The following is a 17,986-nucleotide window of genomic DNA, read 5'->3' as shown; positions in this document are numbered from 1 at the left end:
TCCCATGTTTCAACGACGCTTTTTCCTGGGCGCCGCCAGCGCGGTGGGCGCCGCGGCCGTCAGCCGCCCGGCGTTGGCCGGCCTGCCCGAACCGGTTCTGCAATCGCGCCCCGACACCATGCCGCCGCTGGAGCCCCCCAACGGCCGCCCCTACCGCCCCGTCCTCACGTTGAACGGCTGGACCCTGCCCTGGCGCATGAACCAAGGCGTCAAAGAGTTCCACCTCGTGGCCGAGCCCGTGGTCCGCGAAATGGCGCCCGGCTTCAAGGCCCACCTCTGGGGCTACAACGGCCAAAGCCCCGGCCCCACCATCGAAGTGGTCGAAGGCGATCGCGTCCGCATCTTCGTCACCAACAAGCTGGGTGAAGTGACGAGCATCCACTGGCACGGCCAGCGCCTGCCCAACGGCATGGACGGGGTCACCGGCTTGAACCAACCCGGCATCCCGCCCGGCAAAACCTATGTCTACGAGTTCGTGGCCCGTCGGCCCGGCACCTTCATGTACCACCCGCACGCCGACGAAATGGTGCAAATGGCCATGGGCATGATGGGCTTCTGGGTCACCCACCCCAAAGGCCGACACCCCCTCATCGACGACGTGGACCGCGACATCTGCTTCCTCCTCAACGCCTACGACATCGACCCCGGCAGCGCCACGCCCAAGATCATGACCATGCTGGACTTCAACCTCTGGAGCTGGAACAGCCGCATCTTTCCGGGCATCGACCCGCTGGTGGTGGGCTTCAAAGACAAGGTGCGCATCCGCATCGGCAACCTCACCATGACCAACCACCCCATCCACCTGCACGGGCACGAATTCCAGGTCACCGGCACCGACGGCGGCCCCACACCCAAAAGCACCCGGCGCTTCGACATCACCGAAGACGTGCCCGTGGGTGCCATGCGCCAGATCGAGTTTCTGGCCGACGAAGAAGGCGACTGGGCCTTCCACTGCCACAAAGCCCACCACACCATGAACGCCATGGGCCACAGCGTGCCCACCCTCATCGGCGTGGACCACACGGGCGTGGCCGGCAAGATCCGCCAACTCATCCCCGACTACATGGTCATGGGCGAGCGCGGCATGAAAGACATGACCGAAATGGAAATGCCCCTGCCGGCCAACACCGCGCCCATGATGGCCGGCCAAGGGCCCTTCGGTGCCGTGGGCATGGGCGGCATGTTCAGCGTCGTCAAGGTGCGCAAGGGCCAAAAAAGGGGCGATCACACCGACCCCGGGTGGTACCGCCACCCACCGGGCACCGTGGCCTACGAGTACCAAGGCCCCCTGCCGCAGCCAGCCCGCTTCCAGGCCGAAAGCCCTGGGCTCATGCCGCGGGTCCAGCGCCCCAGTGCCGACGTCGAAGTCACCATCCGCAAGCCGGGCGCGCACTCCGGCGGCGGCCACCACTGACCCCTACAACCCACCCACCCCTCCAAAGGAGTCATCGCCCATGGTCCCCCTCCGCCCCATCAGCGGCTTCATCGTGGCCTGCACCGGGCTGCTGTCCCCCGCCCTCCATGCCGCCGACGGCCACGGTAACGGCCACGGCCATCACCCCAGCCCAAGCACCACGGCAGCCTCGGCGCCAGCCGTCGTCGACACCACCGAGGCCGAGGTGCGCCACATCGACCGCGAGAGGCAACGGCTCACCCTCCGCCACGGCGAACTGCAAGGCCTGAACATGCCCCCCATGACCATGGTCTTCCGGGTTCGCAACCCGGCCCTGCTGAACGGCCTGCAGGTCGGCACGCGGGTGCGGATCCAGGTTGTCAGCGAGGGCGGCTCGATGGTCGTCACCGACCTTCAAGTTTTGCCCTGAGGGGGCTTACCCGGATGGGCCTCAGCCGTTGACAGGAGCGTCCCGTGGGGGTTTGAACGAACCGATGGGCGGCCGCGCTGGAAACACCGCGTCCAGGAGACTCCCCCTACCGGCCTACCCCATCAGCGGTACACCCACTGCGCGCCGATGCCACTGGCGCGCAGGTCGGCGAGGGCGTCGTCGCTGGGCCAGTGCAGGGAGGCGGGCCCCAGCTCGGCCACGGCCTGCACGTCGGGCAGGCGCAGGGGCCAGCGGATGGGCAGGCCGCGCCTGAGGGTGTCGCCGTCGTCGGTGGCGATTTGCTGCGGCGGGTGGCGGTCCACCCAGGCGCGCACGGCTTGCACTTGGCCCGCGGTGGGGCGCGGCAGGTCGATTTCCAGCGCCTTGGCGTAGCGGCTGCGCACGCCGGCCAGATCCCACACCTGGGCGCCCTGGGCGCGCAGGCCGCCGCTGAAGCGGTCGTTGCGCACGTTGGCCTGAACGAAGACGAGGCGGTCTTCGGTGAGCAGGGTCTTGTGGGCCTCGTACAGCTCGTCGTTGAGCACGACCTCCAGGGCGTCGCTGCCGTCGTCCAGCTTGAAGATGCACACGCGGCCGCGCTGGCCGTTGACGATGCGCAAGTCGCCCACGATGCCGGCCAGCAACTGGGGCTCGCGGCTGTCGGCCACTTCGCTAATCTGCTTGGGCTGCAGCCGGCGCACCTCGGCGGCTTGCTCGTCGAACAGGTGGCCGCTGAGGTAGAAGCCGATGGCCAGCTTTTCGTGGGTGAGGCGCTCGCGCACGCCCCAGGGCTTGGCGTCGAGCAAGTCGGGCTCGCTGGCTGGGGTGTCGGCGAAGTCGAACAGGCCGCCTTGGGCGGCGTTGGCTTCGAGCTGCTCCGCGTGCTGGAAGGCCAAAGCCACGGATTCGAGCACGCGCTCGCGCTGGGGGTGCAAGCGGTCGAAAGCGCCCGCCTTGACCAAGGCTTCGACCGCGCGCTTGTTGACGGCACGCCGGTCCACGCGGGCCGCAAAGTCGAACAGGCTCTTGAAGGGGCCACCTTCTTGGCGCGCGCGCTCGATGGATTCGATGGCGCCCTGCCCCGTGCCCTTGATGGCGCCCAGGCCATAGCTGATGAGCTTGGGCCCCAGGGGCACGAACTTGAGCTGGCTGCGGTTGACGCAAGGGGGCTGGAAGTCGATGCCGAACTGTTTGGCGTCGGCCAACAAGATCTTGAGTTTGTCGGTGTTGTCCGACTCGATCGTCATGTTGGCCGCGAAGAACGCGGCCGTGTGGTGCACCTTGATGTAGGCCGTGTGGTACGCCAACAAAGAGTAGGCGGCGGCGTGCGACTTGTTGAAGCCGTAGCCGGCGAACTTCTCCATCAGGTCGAAGACCTCGTCGGCCTTGTCCTGGTCGATGCCCTTCTCGGCCGCGCCCTTGCGGAACAACTCGCGGTGCTGGGCCATCTCCTCGGCCTTTTTCTTGCCCATGGCCCGGCGCAGCAGGTCGGCGCCGCCCAAGCTGTAGCCGCCCATGAGCTGCGCGGCCTGCATCACCTGCTCTTGGTACACGAAGATGCCGTAGGTTTCGGCCAGCACCTGCCCCAGCAGCGGGTGCGGGTACTCGATCTTTTCTTTGCCGTTTTTGCGAGCGCAAAAGCTCGGGATGTTCTCCAGCGGGCCGGGCCGGAACATGGCGTTCAGCGCGATGAGGTCTTCTAGGCGCGTGGGCTTGGCCTCTTTGAGCATGCGTTGCATGCCCGTGGATTCAAACTGGAACACCGCCTCTGTCTTGCCCTCGGAGAACAGCTTGTAGGTCTTGGCGTCGGTCAGCGGCAGCTTGTCGTAGTCGAAGCCGGGGACCTGGGGGGTGATGTAAGCCTTGGCCAGCTCCAGGATGGTGAGGGTGGCCAGGCCCAGGAAGTCGAACTTGACGAGGCCGATGGCTTCGACGTCGTCCTTGTCGTACTGGCTCACGGCCGAGTCGCTGCCGGGCTGTTGGTAGAGCGGGCAGAAGTCGGTGATCTTGCCCGGCGCGATGAGCACGCCGCCGGCGTGCATGCCGATGTTGCGCGTCAGGCCCTCGACCTGCGTGGCCAGGGCCAGCAGGGTGGCCACTTCTTCTTCGTTCTTCTCGCGCTCGACGAGCTCGGGCGCTTCCTGGCGGGCGTAGATGACGCCACCGTCGGGCTTGTCGGGCACGGGGGCAAGGGTGACGGTCTTGCCCGGTGGCGCGGGCACCAGCTTGGCGATGCCGTCCACGTGCCCGTAGCTCATGCCCAGCACGCGGCCCACGTCGCGCAGCGCGGCCTTGGCGGCCATGGTGCCGAAGGTGGCGATCTGGCTCACCGCGTCGCGGCCGTATTTGTCCTTGACGTAATCGATGACGCGGTCGCGGTTGCCCTGGCAGAAGTCGATGTCGAAGTCGGGCATCGACACGCGCTCGGGGTTCAGGAAGCGCTCGAACAGCAGGTTGTAGGCCAGGGGGTCGAGGTCGGTGATGCCCAGCGCGTAGGCCACCAGCGAGCCCGCGCCCGAGCCGCGGCCGGGGCCCACCGGGCAGCCGTTGTTCTTGGCCCAGTTGATGAAGTCGGCCACGATGAGGAAGTAGCCCGGGAACTTCATCTTGATGATGGTGTTCAGCTCGAACTCGAGCCGTTCGGCGTAGCGCGGGCGCGCGGCGTCGCGCTCGGCTTCCACGGGAAACAGGTGCACCAGGCGCTTGGCCAGCCCCTCGAAGCTGAGCTTGCGGAAGTAGTCGTCCATGGGCATGGGCGAGCCGTCTTCCAAGAGCGGCGTGGGGAAGTCGGGCAGTTGCGGCTTGCCCAGCACCAGGGTCAGGCTGCAACGCTCGGCAATAGACACGGTGTTGGCCAGGGCCGAGGGGAGGTCGGCAAAGCGCTCGGCCATCTCAGCCTGGCGCTTGAAGTGCTGATCGGGCGTGAAGCGCTTGACCCGCTTGGGGTTGTCCAGCGTTTCGCCTTCGGCCACGCAAACGCGCGCCTCGTGCGCGTCGAACTCGTCGGACGCCATGAACTGGATGGGGTGCGTGGCCACCACGGGCAGGCCGCACTGGGCGGCCAGTTGGGCGCTGGCGCGCACCAGCCGCTCGCGGGGCAGGCCTTGCACGCGCTGCAACTCGACGTAGAAGCGGCCGGGGAAGGCGGCCGCCAGCTCTTGCGCGGCGGCCGTGGCGCGCGCCGGGTCGGTGTCGGCCATGGACAAGGGGCCGTGGACGAAGCCGGAGAGGCAGATCAGCCCCTCGCCCAACTCGGCCAGCCACTCGCGCTTGAGGCAGGCTTGGTTGCGGATGACGTTGTGGCGCCAGCCTAGGCTCAAGAGCTCGCACAGGTTCAGGTAGCCCTGCGTGGTTTGCACCAGCAGCAGCACGCGTGGTGCAGGGCCCTGGGGCGCCCCGGGCATGGCGGCGCCGTCGGGCTCCAGCCAGCAGTCGGCGCCGATGAGCGGCTTGACGCCTTTCTTGCGCGCCGCCTTGTAGAACTTGACCGCCCCGAAGAGGTTGCCCAAGTCGGTGAGCGCCATGGCCACTTGGCCGTCCTTGGCCGCGGCCTTGACGGCGTCGTCCACCCGCACGATGCCGTCGACCACCGAGAACTCGGAGTGCACGCGAAGGTGACAAAACGGGCTGGGCGGGGCAGGGGCGCGGTCGTCGGCGGGGCTCATGGGGGCATTGTCGCGGGCTCGTCGGGCCCGTCGGGCCGGAACGGACCCAGGCTGTGGGGGGCTGGCGAGGCGTGCTCGGCGCTGTTCCACCAGTAACGCCGCTCCCGCCCGCGCCAGCACCCCTGGGGCGATGGGGCGCCGTGCGCCGACCACCACTCGAACGCGCCGCACGCCGCGCTGGTGAGCAAGGGCACATCCGCCACCGCATAGCGCTGGCGCACCACCAGGGCCGGATGGCCATGCCGATTGCGGTAGCCGCTTTGCGCCAAGGCCAAGCGGGGCGCCACGGCCTCGATGAGGGCGGGCGTGGACGAGCTGGCGCTGCCGTGGTGGGGCGCCAGCAGCAGATCGGCCCGCAGTGCCCCCGGGACGCTGCGCTCCAGCATCTCGCGCTCTTGGGCGGCGGGCAAATCGCCGGTGAGCAGGGCGGCGCGGCCGGCGCGGTCCTGCACGTGCAACACGCAAGAGGCGGCGTTGTCCCAGCCCGGCGTGGCGGCCGTGGGGTGCAGCCATTGCAGGCGCACGCCGTCCCAGTCCCACGCCGTGCCAGCCACGCAGGGCTGCAGACGCTCGTGCAAGGGGTGCGTGGGCGCCACCCGGCCCCACCAAGCGCGCACCGGCAGGCCCTGGGCCACGCTGAGCGCGCCCCCGCTGTGGTCGGTGTCGCCGTGGCTGAGCACCACGGCGTCCAAACGCCGAACGCCCTCGGCACGCAGCAAGGGCAACACGGTGCGGGCACCGGCATCCTGCCCCGCAGGGCCCCAGCGCGGGCCGGCGTCGAACAGCAGGTCATGTCGGGCCGTTTGCACCCACAAGGCACTGCCCTGCCCCACGTCCATGACGGTGATGCGGAAATGCCCGTCCGTGGGGCGATCGGGCGTCCACAGCAGCAGGGGCGCCGCCGCCAGCCCACCAGCCCAGCGCCAGCGCCACGGCAGGCGCGTCAGGGCCGCCGCCACGCCCACCAGCGCCAGAGCCATGGCCCACGAGGGCGCCTGGGGGTGTGTCCATACGGCACCGGGCCAGGCGGTGGCCCAGCGCATGAGCGCCCACAGCGCGTCGGTCAGCCACTCGGCCACGGTCCACAGGGGCGGCAGCAGCAGACCCAGCAGCGACAGGGGCGTGAGCGCCAGCGACACCAAGGGCACGGCCACCAGGTTCACCACCACCCCCGCGACCGACACCTGGCCAAAGAACAGCAGTGACAAGGGCAGCAAACCCACGGTGATGAGGGCCTGCGTGCGCACGAGCTCGCGCAGGGCCGAGGCCAGGCGAGCGCCCTCTCGCGCCACGGCGCCGCCATGCATCAGCACCGCCACGGCCACAAAGCTCATCCAGAAGCCGGGCTGCACCAGCGCCCAGGGATCGGCGGCGCCCACCACGGCGCCCGCCAACAGCAGCGCCACCGGCCAGGGCCACTGCCGACCGGCGCTGCCCAGCAGGGCCAGCACGGTGATCAGGCCCACAGTCCGTTGGGCCGGCACGCCCCAGCCCGCCAACAAGGCGTAGGCCAAAGCAGCGGCCCAACCCAGCCAGCGCGCCGCCGACGGCGCGGGCCAGGTCAGCGCCAGGCCGGGCACCGTGCGCCACAGCCGCCGCACGGCCAGGCTCGCCAGCCAGGCAAAGGCCGTGATGTGCAGGCCGCTGATGGAAAACAGGTGCACCACGCCGGCATCGCGCAGCAAGGCCCAATCGCCGGCAGGCAAGGCGGCTTGGTCGCCCAGGACCAAGCCACCCAGAACGGCGCGGTGGCGCGGGGCCTCGACGTGGCTCGCGATGGCGTCGCGCAGCCGTTCGCGCAGCGCCACCAGGCTGTGGGCCGGCGCGGGCTGCAGCTTGACGCCCCCGAGCACGCTGCCCTGCGCCCTGATGCCGCGCTCGAGCAGCCACAGCTCGGCATCGGGCAGGTGGGGGTTCTGCGGCAGGTGCACGCGCTTGAGGCGCAGCGTCCAGCGCCAGCGCTCACCGGCGCGCGGCTCCAGATCGCGGCCGGCACCCGCAAACCAGTTCAGGCTGAGCCCGCGCGGGATGGGCACGGCGTCGCCGCTGATGGGGTCTCTCGCTGGGCCTTCGGCCTCGACCATGAGCCGCCAACCGTCCACCCCGCCAAAGCCGTCCACCGCGGTGGGCAAGCCGACCACCTCGCCCTCCACCACCAGGTCGTGCCCTTCCCAAGCGGGATCCAGGCCCGATGCCAGCCGGACGTCGGCCCGCCAACCCGCCCAGGACAGGCCCAGCACCAGCGCTGCCACCCCAACCCCAAGGCCCGAGCGGCGCCACGCGGCCGCCACCAGCAGCGCCAGGCCCAGGGCCGCACCCAGCGCCGGAGCGCCGTTGGGCCAAGACGGCACGAACTGCAGACCGGCCAAACCCACCATCCAGGCGGCCAGCATCCCACCCCATTGCCAAGCCGACCCCACACCCAGCCGGGGCGGCGCAGTGTTGGAGGCTTCGGTCGAGCGCATGCGGGGCATTGTTGCGGCCGCTACGATGCCGCCCCTTTCCCTCAGTTCCAGGAGTGGCCATGAGCGCTGCCGCCATCCAACAACGACTCGACGAGCTTGGCATCACGCTGCCAGCCGTGGCCGAGCCCGCCGCGGCCTATGTGCCCTTTGTGCAGACGGGCCAACTCGTGTTCATTTCAGGCCACATCGCCAAACGGCCCGATGGCGAACCATGGACGGGGCAACTGGGCTTGAACATGGACACGGCCACGGGCCAACAGGCCGCGCGGGCCATCGCCATCGACCTGATGGGCACCCTGAAGGCCGCCTGCGGTGGCGACCTGGGCCGCGTCAAGCGCATCGTCAAGCTGATGAGCCTGGTCAACAGCACGCCCACCTTCACCGAGCAGCACCTGGTCACCAACGGCGCCAGCGAGCTGTTCCAAGCCGTGTTCGGCACCGAGGTGGGCTCGCACGCACGATCGGCCTTCGGGGTGGCGCAAATCCCGCGCGGCGCCTGCGTCGAGATCGAGCTCATCGCCGAGTTGGCCCCGTGATCAGCGAAGGCCTGATGCGCCACACGCCGCGCCTGATGGTGCTGCTGGGCTTGCTTTGCCTGGCCAGCTTGGGGGTGGCCCTGGTGGCGCAGTACCAGTTTGGGGTGAAGCCCTGCCCCTGGTGCATCCTGCAGCGGGTGCTGGTGATGGCTTTGGCGGCGGTCGCCCTGGTGGGCGGTGGGCTGGCCTGGGGCCTGAAGAAGTCGGGGCGCCTGCGCGGAGCGCAAGTCGCCTCGCGGGTGCTGGCGGTGCCGGTGGTGCTGTTGGCACTGGCCGGGGTCGTGGCGGCCACCTACCAGAACGCCGTGGCCTCGGACAGCGCCAGCTGCACCATGACGGTGGCCGACCGCTTGATCGCCGCCACCGGTCTGGAAGACCTCTGGCCCGCGGTGTTCATGATCACGGCCAACTGCGCCGAGGCGCATGCCTACCGGCTGCTGAGCCTGCCCTACGAGGTGTGGAGCGGGCTGCTGTTCGCGTCGGCCCTGGGCGTTGGGCTGATCGCCCTGCTGCGCGGCAACCGAGGCTGAGCCGCCGGCAGTGCTACAGCGGTCGGGCCCAGACGGGCCCGCCGTCGTCGATGCGCAAGTGGCGCCAATCGGCAAAGCCAGCGGCCTGCAGCGTATGGCGCCAAGGCTGTGTCGAATCGGCGGCGCGGCCCAACACCGCCTGGGTGGCAGCCGGCAACAAAGCGCCGTGCACCGGCTGCCGGGGCAACAAGGGGCCCAGGTGCGAGGTGAAGGCCGGGCCCAAGCGCTCCACCTGGCCCGGCGCCACCTGCGGCGCGAAATGCCGCACCAGCCCTTGCCAGAAGGGGCTGTGCCCCTGCGGGTCGCGCCAGCCGGGCAATTCCGCCACCACCAGGGTGCCGGCCGGACGCATGGCCCGCAACACCGACAGGGCGTGCTGCACCAAAGCCGGCCACAAGCTTTCATCCCCGCCCCAAGCGCTCAGCTCGGCTTCACCCGTGGCGTCGTGACCCAGCAGCAGCAGGGGTTGGACCTGGTAGAGGCCCAGCTCGGATGCGGCGTGCACCACGCGGCCGAGGTGGAAGTGGTAGCGGGGCCGCGACCGCCCCATCTCCGGTTGAACGTGCAGCCAGGCGTGGCGGTCTTGGGACTCGGCCCACCACCATTGGCCGCCGGTTTCTTCGTGAGCCACGGCGCCCTGGGGTGCCTGGGGCAAAAGGCGAAACGTCGGGCTCATGCTTCGTCACGCTCCAAAGGGGTGATCAGGCCACCTTCGCCCCAAGTGGCTGGGGCTGTCCCCCACAACACGCGGGCCTCGAAGCCCTCGCGCCGGCCATGGCAGGCGATGACGGGCACGGGTTCTGCACGGGGCGTCCGCGCCCGGGCCGCGCGCACGCTGCCCAGCGCATGCAAACGGCCTTCGGTGATGGGGCCGCCGTCGAAGAGGTCGATGTAGGTCTCGGCGTCGAAGCCCTCGTCCTGCAAGATGGCGAAGGGCAGTTCGCCATCGGGGTGCAACTGGCCGATGGCGCGTTGCGCCGCCTCGGGCAGCAAGGGCACGTACACGGGCGAGGTGGGCATGAGTTCGGCGATGAAGGCCTTGCTGCGCCCCCCGGCCAAGGCCTCGGCTTGCGGGTAGTCCATGGCGAAGAAACGGCGCCCCACGGCATCCCAGAAGGGACTGTTGCGCTGGGCATCGAGCCAACCGGGGTGCTCGGCCACGATGCGGTCCGAAAAGCGCTGGCTGAATTGCCGGATGAACAGCAGGCGGCCGCGAGACAACAACTGCGGCGCCGCGCCCTCGGCCCACTCGGGTTCGATGTAGAACGAGGTGAGCAGCGTGGTGCCAGTGAGGTCGTGGCACAGGTGCAGGGTGTGGGTGCGCTGCGTGATGCCCAGGCCAGCGCTGCTGGCCACCACGAATTCGTTGCGGTAGCTGTAAAAGCGCGAGCCGTACCCGGCTCGCGCGGTGATGCCGCTGCAGCCCACCAGTCGATCGGTGGCTTCGTCGTGCAACACGAACAGGTAGCGCTCCTCGCCGCTGACCTCGTCGTCATCGGTGGCAAAGGCCTGCAACGAGTGCTCGATGCGTTGGGCCAACCAGGCGGCATCGTTGCGCAGCGAGCCGATGCCGGGGCTGGCGCCCGCTGCCAGGCGCTGCAGGCCGTCGAGGTCGTCGCGCCGCACGGGGCGCAGGCACAGGGTGGGTTCAGAGGTCATGCCGCTCTCACGTCGCGGTGGCCAACGGCACCGCCCAGCTCTTGCTGGCGGTGCTCGCGCCACCCGGCGGCTTCACGGGCGCGCTCTTCGCGCGGCGTGCAGCCGAAGGTGGCCTTGTAGGCGTTGGAAAAATGGGGGCCGCTGGAAAAGCCACACGCCAAACCCACCTGCAAGATGGACTGGCCGGTGCGCTGCAGCAATTCGCGGCTGCGGTTCAGGCGCAGCTCCAGGTAGTAGCGGCTGGGCAGCGCGTCCAGGTGTTGCTTGAACAGCCGCTCCAACTGCCGGCGCGACAGGCCCACAAGTCGGGCGATGTCGTCGGTGGGCAGCGGCTCGGCCAGGTTGGCCTGCATGAGGGTCAAAGCCTCGGCCAGCTTGGGCGGCATCAGCGCGTGGCCTTGGGCTTCGCCCAGCACGCGTTCGTCGCGCCCGCGCAGGCTCGACAGCCCCAAGCGCCCACCCAACTGCCGGGCCAGCGCATCGCCATGTTCGCGCGCCAGCCATGCCAAGAGCAGGTCTGGCAGGGCCAGCGGTCGGGCGCAACTGAGCACCGGCCGGGGCGGCAGGTCGATCTCGTAGAGAGATTGGCTCCACACGGCATCCGGATGCTGCTGCTGCAGGTGACCCGTCAGCCAATCGATGGCACAGGCTCGACGTCCGTTCAACAGGCCCGCCGCGGCCAGCCACAACACGCCCCCCTCGACTGCGCCCAGCAGAGCACCGCGCTGCGCCACGCGCTGCAGTTGGGCGGGCAGTGAGGCCAAGGCGTCGCTGCTGGCCAGGAGACGCCAAGGCGCCAGCACCCACACGTGGGCCCAGTCGCGCTGGGGATCGAAGGCCTGCTCCTGCGCGGGGCCGACCGCGCACCAATGCGGCCGAAAGGCCGGCTCGGGCAGCAGGGCGTTGGCCCCCTCCAGCAGCTCCACCAGGAGCTGGCCGCCCAGGCGCGAGGCACCCGGCAGCTGGAGGATGGCCACGTCCTGCATGCGCCCTACTTCAAGCCACCCGACAGGAAGGCTTTGAGTCGTTCCGACTGCGGATTCACCAGGATGTCCTTCGGGTGCCCCGCCTCGATGACCTTGCCTTGGTGCAGGAACATCGTGTGGTTGGACACCTCGCGTGCGAAGCCCATCTCGTGCGTGACGACGATCATGGTGCGGCCTTCGGCGGCCAGGTCGCGCATGACCTTGAGCACCTCGCCCACCAGCTCGGGGTCGAGGGCCGAGGTGGGTTCGTCGAACAGCATGAGCTCCGGCTCCATGGCCAGGGCGCGGGCGATGGCCACGCGCTGCTGCTCGCCCCCCGAAAGCTGGGCGGGGTAAACGTCCTTGCGGTGCGCCACACCCACGCGGGCGAGCAAGGCCTCGGCCTTGTCCAGGGCTTGGGCCTTGGGCACGCCCAGCACGTGCACGGGCGCCTCGATCACGTTCTCCAGCACCGTGCGGTGGGCCCACAGGTTGAAGCTCTGAAACACCATGGCCAAGCGTGCGCGCCAACGCTGCAATTGCTTGGCGTCGGCCGCCTTGAGGCTGCCGTCGCGGTCGGGCACGAGCTTGAGCTCTTCGTCGCCCAACTGCAGACGCCCCTGGTGGGGTTGCTCGAGCAGGTTCAGGCAACGCAAGAAAGTGCTCTTGCCGCTGCCGCTGGAGCCGATGAGGGTGATGACATCGCCCTTGTTCGCCGTGAGCGACACGCCCTTGAGGACCTCGCGGTCGCCGTACTTCTTGTGCAGGTTGTCGACGGTCAGGCTGTGCATGGGCGAAAAGGTCCGATCAGGCGCTCAGGAGCTTGCCCGTGCGCTTGGCCTCGAACCCAGCCACCCGGGCCAGCTTCTGGCCCGCCTGGGCCCATCGCTGTTGCTCACGGGCGTAAAACAGCCCATCGACGGGGCTGCGCAGGAGGGTGGATTCTCCGCCGATCGGATCGATGACCTCGACCATCGCTTGCCCTGCCTTGACTTCGGCCCCCGGCTCGACGTGGTAGACCAGCACGCCGGCGTGCGGCGCATTCAGGGGCAGCGACCCCGCCAGCGGGCGCAGGCTGCAGTCGAAGGGCTCGGTCGAGCCTACGTCGCCCTGGATGAAGCCTTGGCGGGCCAGGAAGCGCAGCAATCCGTCGGCGTCTTGCGCCGCCAGCGCGTGGCTGACGTCGGCCTCACCCCGGTGCTCCACCGTGGCTGCAAAGCAGGCCAGGTCGACCGGGTGCCCAGGCAACAGGGCCTGCAGCTTGGACCACACCATGGAGCAGGACTCGTCGAACGGGAAGTCGCCACTCTCCTCGGCGATCAGTGCCAGGGGGGCTTGCAGGCAGCGCCCCAGGTCTCGCGTCACCTCGGGGTGGTGCGGCGTGGTGTAGAGGTGCATGACCGCCTGGTTGTCGCAGTGCAGGTCCAGCACGATGTCGGCGTCGATGGTCAGGTCCAGCAGGGTTTGGCGCAGCGACTGCAACTCGGTCTCCACCGTGCAGGCCGCGAGCGCCGCGTGCATCGCGGCACGCAGCAACCGGGTGTTGGTGCGGGCGTCGTCGCTCAGGCGGCCTTGCACCCGCTCCGCCGCAGCCGCAGCCAGGTCGGGGTAGTGGCGGTTGAAGTTGTGGCCGCTGTTGATCTCAAAACGACCCTGATGCCGCCCCCACAGGTGCTGCGCCAGGCCGATGGGATTGGCGGCCGGCACCAGCACGACTTCGTGCTTGAGCTGCCCTGCGGCCTCCAACGAGGCCAGACGCTGGCGCAGGTGGTAACCCACCAGCAGGGGCGGGATTTCGTCCGCGTGCAACGCGCACTGCAGCAAGGCCTGCCGGCCGCTGTGGGCTGGCCCAAAGTGAAGGCTGAGCAAACTGCGCTGCGTGCCGCTGGGGCTGCCGCGCAGCACGTGGTGTTGGGATCTCATGGAATCGTTCGGTCGGAGGGTCAACGCGCGTCGGCGGCGCGGTTCGGGGTCAGCGCTTGGTACAGCGGGGTATTCAGGCGCACCGGGGTCACGTCCAGCCGGATGCGGGTCACGGTGTAGTCCTCGCCGCCCCAGGCACCGGTGAAGTAGCCGCGCGAATCGGCCGCCTTGGACAGTCGGAACTCGAAGCCCAGCGTCGGATCGAGGTCGTCGGCCGCTGCCTTGCTGCCTTGCGCCAGCGCCCGCCCGTTGAAGGCCAGGCCCAACAACTCCTCGTCCGGGCTGTCCACCAACTGGGCCATGGCGTTGGCGATGGTGCTGTCGCCCAACATGTCGGGGTGGAAGGGGGCGCGCTTGAAAAAGGGCTTGAAGTCGGGGCTGCGGGGGTTGATGGTGCCCGCCAGCTTCTCCGGTGCTGGGGTGGTAACGCCGGTGGCGAAGTCGTGGCGATCGCCACGCTCCAAGTAGCTGAGCAAGGCCCCTTGCACGTTGAAGGCCGACAAGTCGGTGCGACGCTGGGCCGCGCTGAGGTCCACCACCAAAACACCGCGCGCCCCGATCACCTCCACTTGGTGCCCGCGGATGATGGCGCCGCTGTTTTCTTCCACACCCAGCCCCCAGCGGTAGCCCTTGGCCTGCATCACCGGCAGGATGCGACCGATGCGGCCCCGCTTGAGGAAGTGCTGGTCCACGAAGATGTCCGGACCGGCGAAACCCAGGCCGCGGTCGATTTCCTGCCCCTCGCGCATGCGCCCCTTGAGCACAGCCAAGGTGTCTTGCGCATCGCGAAACATCCACTCGCTCATGATGGCCGCGCCGGCGCTGGTACCCGCCACCACCCCCCCGCGCTCCAAAACCTGCCGCACCGCTTGCAAGACGGCCGTCGAGCGCCCATCGGGGCGCAGGGTGCTGGTGATGAGCTCTTGCGCACCGCCGCTGAAGAAAACGCCTTGCATGCGCGAGACGCGCTGCGCCAGCGCCGCGTCGTCGCGCAGCGCCTTCCATTCCGTGGTGGGCAATCGTGGCGCCACCGGAATCACCTCGGCCTTGGCACCGGCGGCATTCAGGGCCTGGGCGATGCGCTCCCCGCTGCGCTCAGGGTTCTCGGCGGCGGTGGCAAACACGGCGAACGTCGCCCCTCGGCCGCCGGCCTCCTGCACCAAGCGTGACCACACGGCCGTGTTGTCGACCTTCAACGCGCCCCCGAGGGCCACGACAGCACCCGGCGGACGCGGCGCCGGTGGGGTGGCCACCGCCCATGTGGCGACCAAGGCCAGGCCCAAAGTGAGGAAGGTGCGCAAAGAATTCATGGGAACAGGGGATGGCAAAACGGGAAAGGCCCCAAGGCCCCAAGGTCCGGGTCGGGCCCTTGGCATGCGATGGATTCTGGTGGGCCCAGGGCCCAGGGCGTCTGCGGGAGCACCCGCAACGCACCCTGCGGGTGCAAGTCCGTGTCGCATCGAGGCAATCCGTGCGGCGGCCGCGCCACGCCGGTTGTCGCCAAGCGACACCGATTTGCACGCATGCGACTCCTGCTCCAGAACCCGCTCCTGCGCGCCTTGCCGAGCTTCCTAGAGTTCAACCCGTCACTTCCACCGCTGGACCCCTGCCATGCCTCTGCACCCCACCCTCCGCCTGAGCCAACTCGCCCAGGCCAGCCTCCTGGCGCTGACTTCCGTGGCCAGCGCCGTCGCGCTCGCCCAGACCGCCCCACCACAACAACTCGACCGCGTAGAAGTCACCGGCTCCAGCATCAAGCGCATCGACGGCGAAACGCCGCTGCCGGTGCAAATCGTCAAGCGTGCTGACATCGACAAGGCCGGCGTGACCACCGCGGCTGAATTGCTGCAGCAGCTGACGGCCAACGTGGGCGGCCTGACCGACGGCGCCAGCATCACCGACACCGCGGGCAACCAGCGCGGCTTCAACGGCGCCAACCTGCGTGGCCTGGGCGTGTCCAGCACCCTGGTGCTGCTCAACGGCCGCCGCCTGGCCAACTTCGCTTCGCCCGGTGACAACGCTGGCGTCGACTTGAACAACATCCCCTCCGGCGCCATCGAGCGCGTGGAAGTGCTGAAGGACGGCGCCTCCGCCATCTACGGCACCGACGCCATGGGCGGCGTCATCAACTTCATCACCCGCAAAGACTACCGTGGCGTGGACTTCCGAACCTACGCCCTGGCCACCCACGAGGGCGGTGCCAGCAAGAAGACCTTCTCGGCCTCGGCCGGTGTGGGCGACTTGCGCACCGACCGCGCCAATGCATTTGTGGCTGTGGATGTCCAGAAGCTGGGCGCTCTGAACAGCAACCAGCGGGACTTCATCCTCGAGTACGACCTGGCCACGCGCCTGCCCCAGCAGCTGTCCAGCAACACCTTCCCGGCCAACATCGACCTGAGCACCGCCCAGCGCACCACGCTGAACAACTTCGTGCTCGCCAACCCGACCACGGCGCTGCGCGGCTCCAACCCCGACGGCACCTGGGGCGCCCGCCGCGTCAACCTGGACAAAGCCAGTTGCACGGGTGGCCTGAACCCCAACTCTCGCGCGCCCACCGGCCCCGGCGGTCTGGAAGGTTGCTCCTACAACTACATGGGCGACGCCGAGATCTACCCGGCCTCCGAAAAGCTCGCCCTGGTGGGCCGCGCCACGGTGCAGTTGGCCGATGACCACCAGTTCTTCGCCGAGGCGCTGCTGAGCAAGACCTCGACCGATTACGCCGCCTCGCCCGCCACGGCCCGCTTCCGCACCAGCTCGGGCATCCGCCTGCCGGCCTCCCTGCAGGCCGTGACCGGCGTGACCACGCCGATCGACTTCCGCTTCCGCCTGACCGACGCCGGCAAGCGCACCAGCCGCGTCGACAGCGAAGCCACCCGCCTGGTTGCTGGCTTGACGGGCACCTGGGGCGATTGGGACTACGACACGGCCCTCAACCACAGCGTGAACAAGGCCACCGACACCAACCTGTCGGGCTGGGTCTCGTTCAGCCGCCTGGAGTCGGGCATCCGCGATGGCCTGTACAACCCCTTCGTGCGCAGCACCAACCCGGCGGCCGGTCAGGCCTTCATGAACTCCATCCGGCTGGACGGCGCTGCCCGCATCGCCGAAGGCAGCTCCACCAGCTGGGACGGCAAGCTGACGCGCGCCATCGCCTCTCTGGGCGGCGGCGATGCCGTGTTGGCCCTGGGCGCTGAAATCCGCCGCGAAAAGACCGAGTTCTCGTCCAGCGCCGTGCTCAAGAGCAACGACGTGAACGGCGACCGCTCCAGCGCCGGCGCGCTGTTGGCCGACACCTCGCACAGCCGCGACGTGGGTGGTTTCTTCGCCGAACTCAATGCGCCGTTCACCAAGGCATGGGAAGGTCAATTCGCCATCCGCCACGACCGCTACGACGGCGTGTTCGACGCCGCCACCGGCCGCACCTCGCCCAAGCTCAGCACCACCAACCCCAAGCTGGGCTTGAGCTTCCGCCCCAGCAAGCAACTGCTGGCCCGCGCGTCGTATGGCACGGGCTTCCGCGCCCCGTCGGTGTCGGAGATGTTCCGCCCCCTGCGCTCGGGCATCACCGCCAGCTTCGTCAAGGACCCCGTCTCGGGCGAAGTGGCCCAGATGCCCATCGACCGCGCCTCCAACCCCGAACTGCAACCGGAAAAGTCCAAGCAGGCCAGCCTGGGCGTGGTGTTCGAGCCCAACCGCAGTTTCAGCGGCGCGATCGACTTCTGGACCATCCGCAAGACCGACATCATTTCGGAAATCGGCGAAGAAACCATCTTCACCAACCCGGTGTACTACAACAACCCGGCCATCGTGGTGCGCTTCTCGGACGGCTTCGTCAACTACGTGAACGTGAAGAAGGAGAACCGCGGCAAGCTGAACACCTCGGGGGTGGACGTCAACCTCAGCTGGCGTGGCGAATCCACTGCGGTGGGGCGCTTCGGGGCCAGCATCAACGGCACCCTCGTCACCGAGTACAAGTTCAACACCGACCCCCGCTCGCCGCTGGTGGACGGCCTGGGCAAGTTCCGCGATGACAAGGCCGTGCAGCGCTGGCGCCACAAGCTGAACATCGACTGGGACTACGGCGATGTCGGCCTCACGCTGGGCAACACCTTCATGTCCGGCTACCGCGACCAAAACGTGGACGGCCTGTCGGCCCCGGCTTGGAGCAACCGCGACGTCAAGGCCTACTCGCTGTGGGACCTGACGGGCAGCTACCGCTTCAACCAGAACCTGCGCTTGCGTGCCGGCGTGCTGAACCTGTTCAACACCGCGCCGCCGTTCACCAACCAGTCGCGCTACTTCCAGGTGACCTGGGACCCGACCTACGGCGACCCCCGCGGCCGCAGCTACTTCGTCAGCCTGAACTACGCCATCAAGTAAGACGGGCCCGACGACCCAAAGCCCCGCCGGCTCGCGCCGT

Annotated in this window: 13 protein-coding genes; 5 read left to right on the top strand and 8 right to left on the bottom strand. The window is 69.0% G+C overall.

Annotated elements, in window-relative coordinates:
• The first annotated feature begins 4 nt into the window (after positions 1-4).
• Together O9335_RS00200 and O9335_RS00195 are read left to right on the top strand one after the other, a co-directional pair.
• Positions 5-1,414, top strand: coding sequence for a copper oxidase (locus O9335_RS00200; RefSeq protein ID WP_298381752.1), 1,410 nt, complete (start codon positions 5-7; stop codon positions 1,412-1,414).
• A gap of 40 nt (positions 1,415-1,454) precedes the next feature.
• Positions 1,455-1,823: a copper-binding protein gene (locus O9335_RS00195; RefSeq protein WP_298381749.1), complete on the top strand. Its 369-nt coding sequence runs from the start codon at positions 1,455-1,457 to the stop codon at positions 1,821-1,823.
• A gap of 122 nt (positions 1,824-1,945) precedes the next feature.
• Here the strand turns inward: O9335_RS00195 and dnaE are convergent, their stop codons facing one another.
• The gene (gene dnaE / locus O9335_RS00190; RefSeq protein ID WP_298381746.1) at positions 1,946-5,488 is read right to left on the bottom strand and encodes a DNA polymerase III subunit alpha; all 3,543 of its coding nucleotides are present in this window, start codon (positions 5,486-5,488) and stop codon (positions 1,946-1,948) included.
• Positions 5,485-7,953, bottom strand: coding sequence for a DNA internalization-related competence protein ComEC/Rec2 (locus O9335_RS00185; protein WP_298381743.1), 2,469 nt, complete (start codon positions 7,951-7,953; stop codon positions 5,485-5,487). The genes dnaE and O9335_RS00185 overlap by 4 nt, the downstream gene beginning before the upstream one ends.
• A gap of 59 nt (positions 7,954-8,012) precedes the next feature.
• Here O9335_RS00185 and O9335_RS00180 point away from each other — a divergent pair, with 59 nt between their 5' ends.
• Both O9335_RS00180 and O9335_RS00175 read left to right on the top strand, forming a co-directional pair.
• Entirely contained in the window at positions 8,013-8,489 is a 477-nt protein-coding gene (locus O9335_RS00180) for a RidA family protein (protein WP_298381741.1), read from the top strand.
• Positions 8,486-9,019, top strand: a complete 534-nt coding sequence (locus tag O9335_RS00175) for a disulfide bond formation protein B (RefSeq protein WP_298381739.1) — start codon at positions 8,486-8,488, stop codon at positions 9,017-9,019. Before O9335_RS00180 ends, O9335_RS00175 begins: the two co-directional genes overlap by 4 nt.
• Before the next feature lie 13 nt (positions 9,020-9,032).
• On the opposite strand, the gene O9335_RS00170 is transcribed toward O9335_RS00175, so the two are convergent.
• From O9335_RS00170 to O9335_RS00145, 6 genes are read right to left on the bottom strand one after another with little or no spacing between them, the layout of a single operon-like run.
• On the bottom strand, positions 9,033-9,695 hold the full coding sequence (locus O9335_RS00170) for an arginine N-succinyltransferase (RefSeq protein ID WP_298381736.1): 663 nt from the start codon (positions 9,693-9,695) through the stop codon (positions 9,033-9,035).
• Complete coding sequence (locus tag O9335_RS00165) at positions 9,692-10,678, bottom strand: arginine N-succinyltransferase (RefSeq protein ID WP_298381732.1); 987 nt, start codon at positions 10,676-10,678, stop codon at positions 9,692-9,694. The genes O9335_RS00170 and O9335_RS00165 overlap by 4 nt, the downstream gene beginning before the upstream one ends.
• Entirely contained in the window at positions 10,675-11,664 is a 990-nt protein-coding gene (locus O9335_RS00160; RefSeq protein ID WP_298381730.1) for a GlxA family transcriptional regulator, read from the bottom strand. Before O9335_RS00160 ends, O9335_RS00165 begins: the two co-directional genes overlap by 4 nt.
• Positions 11,665-11,669: 5 nt before the next feature.
• Positions 11,670-12,434, bottom strand: a complete 765-nt coding sequence (locus O9335_RS00155; RefSeq protein ID WP_298381727.1) for an ABC transporter ATP-binding protein — start codon at positions 12,432-12,434, stop codon at positions 11,670-11,672.
• Between the two features lie 16 nt (positions 12,435-12,450).
• Entirely contained in the window at positions 12,451-13,566 is a 1,116-nt protein-coding gene (locus tag O9335_RS00150) for a succinylglutamate desuccinylase/aspartoacylase family protein (RefSeq protein ID WP_298381724.1), read from the bottom strand.
• A gap of 20 nt (positions 13,567-13,586) precedes the next feature.
• Positions 13,587-14,876: a cyanophycinase gene (locus O9335_RS00145; protein WP_298381720.1), complete on the bottom strand. Its 1,290-nt coding sequence runs from the start codon at positions 14,874-14,876 to the stop codon at positions 13,587-13,589.
• A gap of 301 nt (positions 14,877-15,177) precedes the next feature.
• Between O9335_RS00145 and O9335_RS00140 the strand changes: the two genes are divergently transcribed.
• Positions 15,178-17,946, top strand: coding sequence for a TonB-dependent receptor (locus tag O9335_RS00140; protein ID WP_298381718.1), 2,769 nt, complete (start codon positions 15,178-15,180; stop codon positions 17,944-17,946).
• Positions 17,947-17,986: the final 40 nt, after the last annotated feature.

The organism is Inhella sp. (assembly GCF_027532025.1).
Taxonomy (GTDB): Bacteria; Pseudomonadota; Gammaproteobacteria; order Burkholderiales; family Burkholderiaceae_C; genus Inhella.
This window is presented reverse-complemented; position numbering and strand designations above follow the sequence as displayed.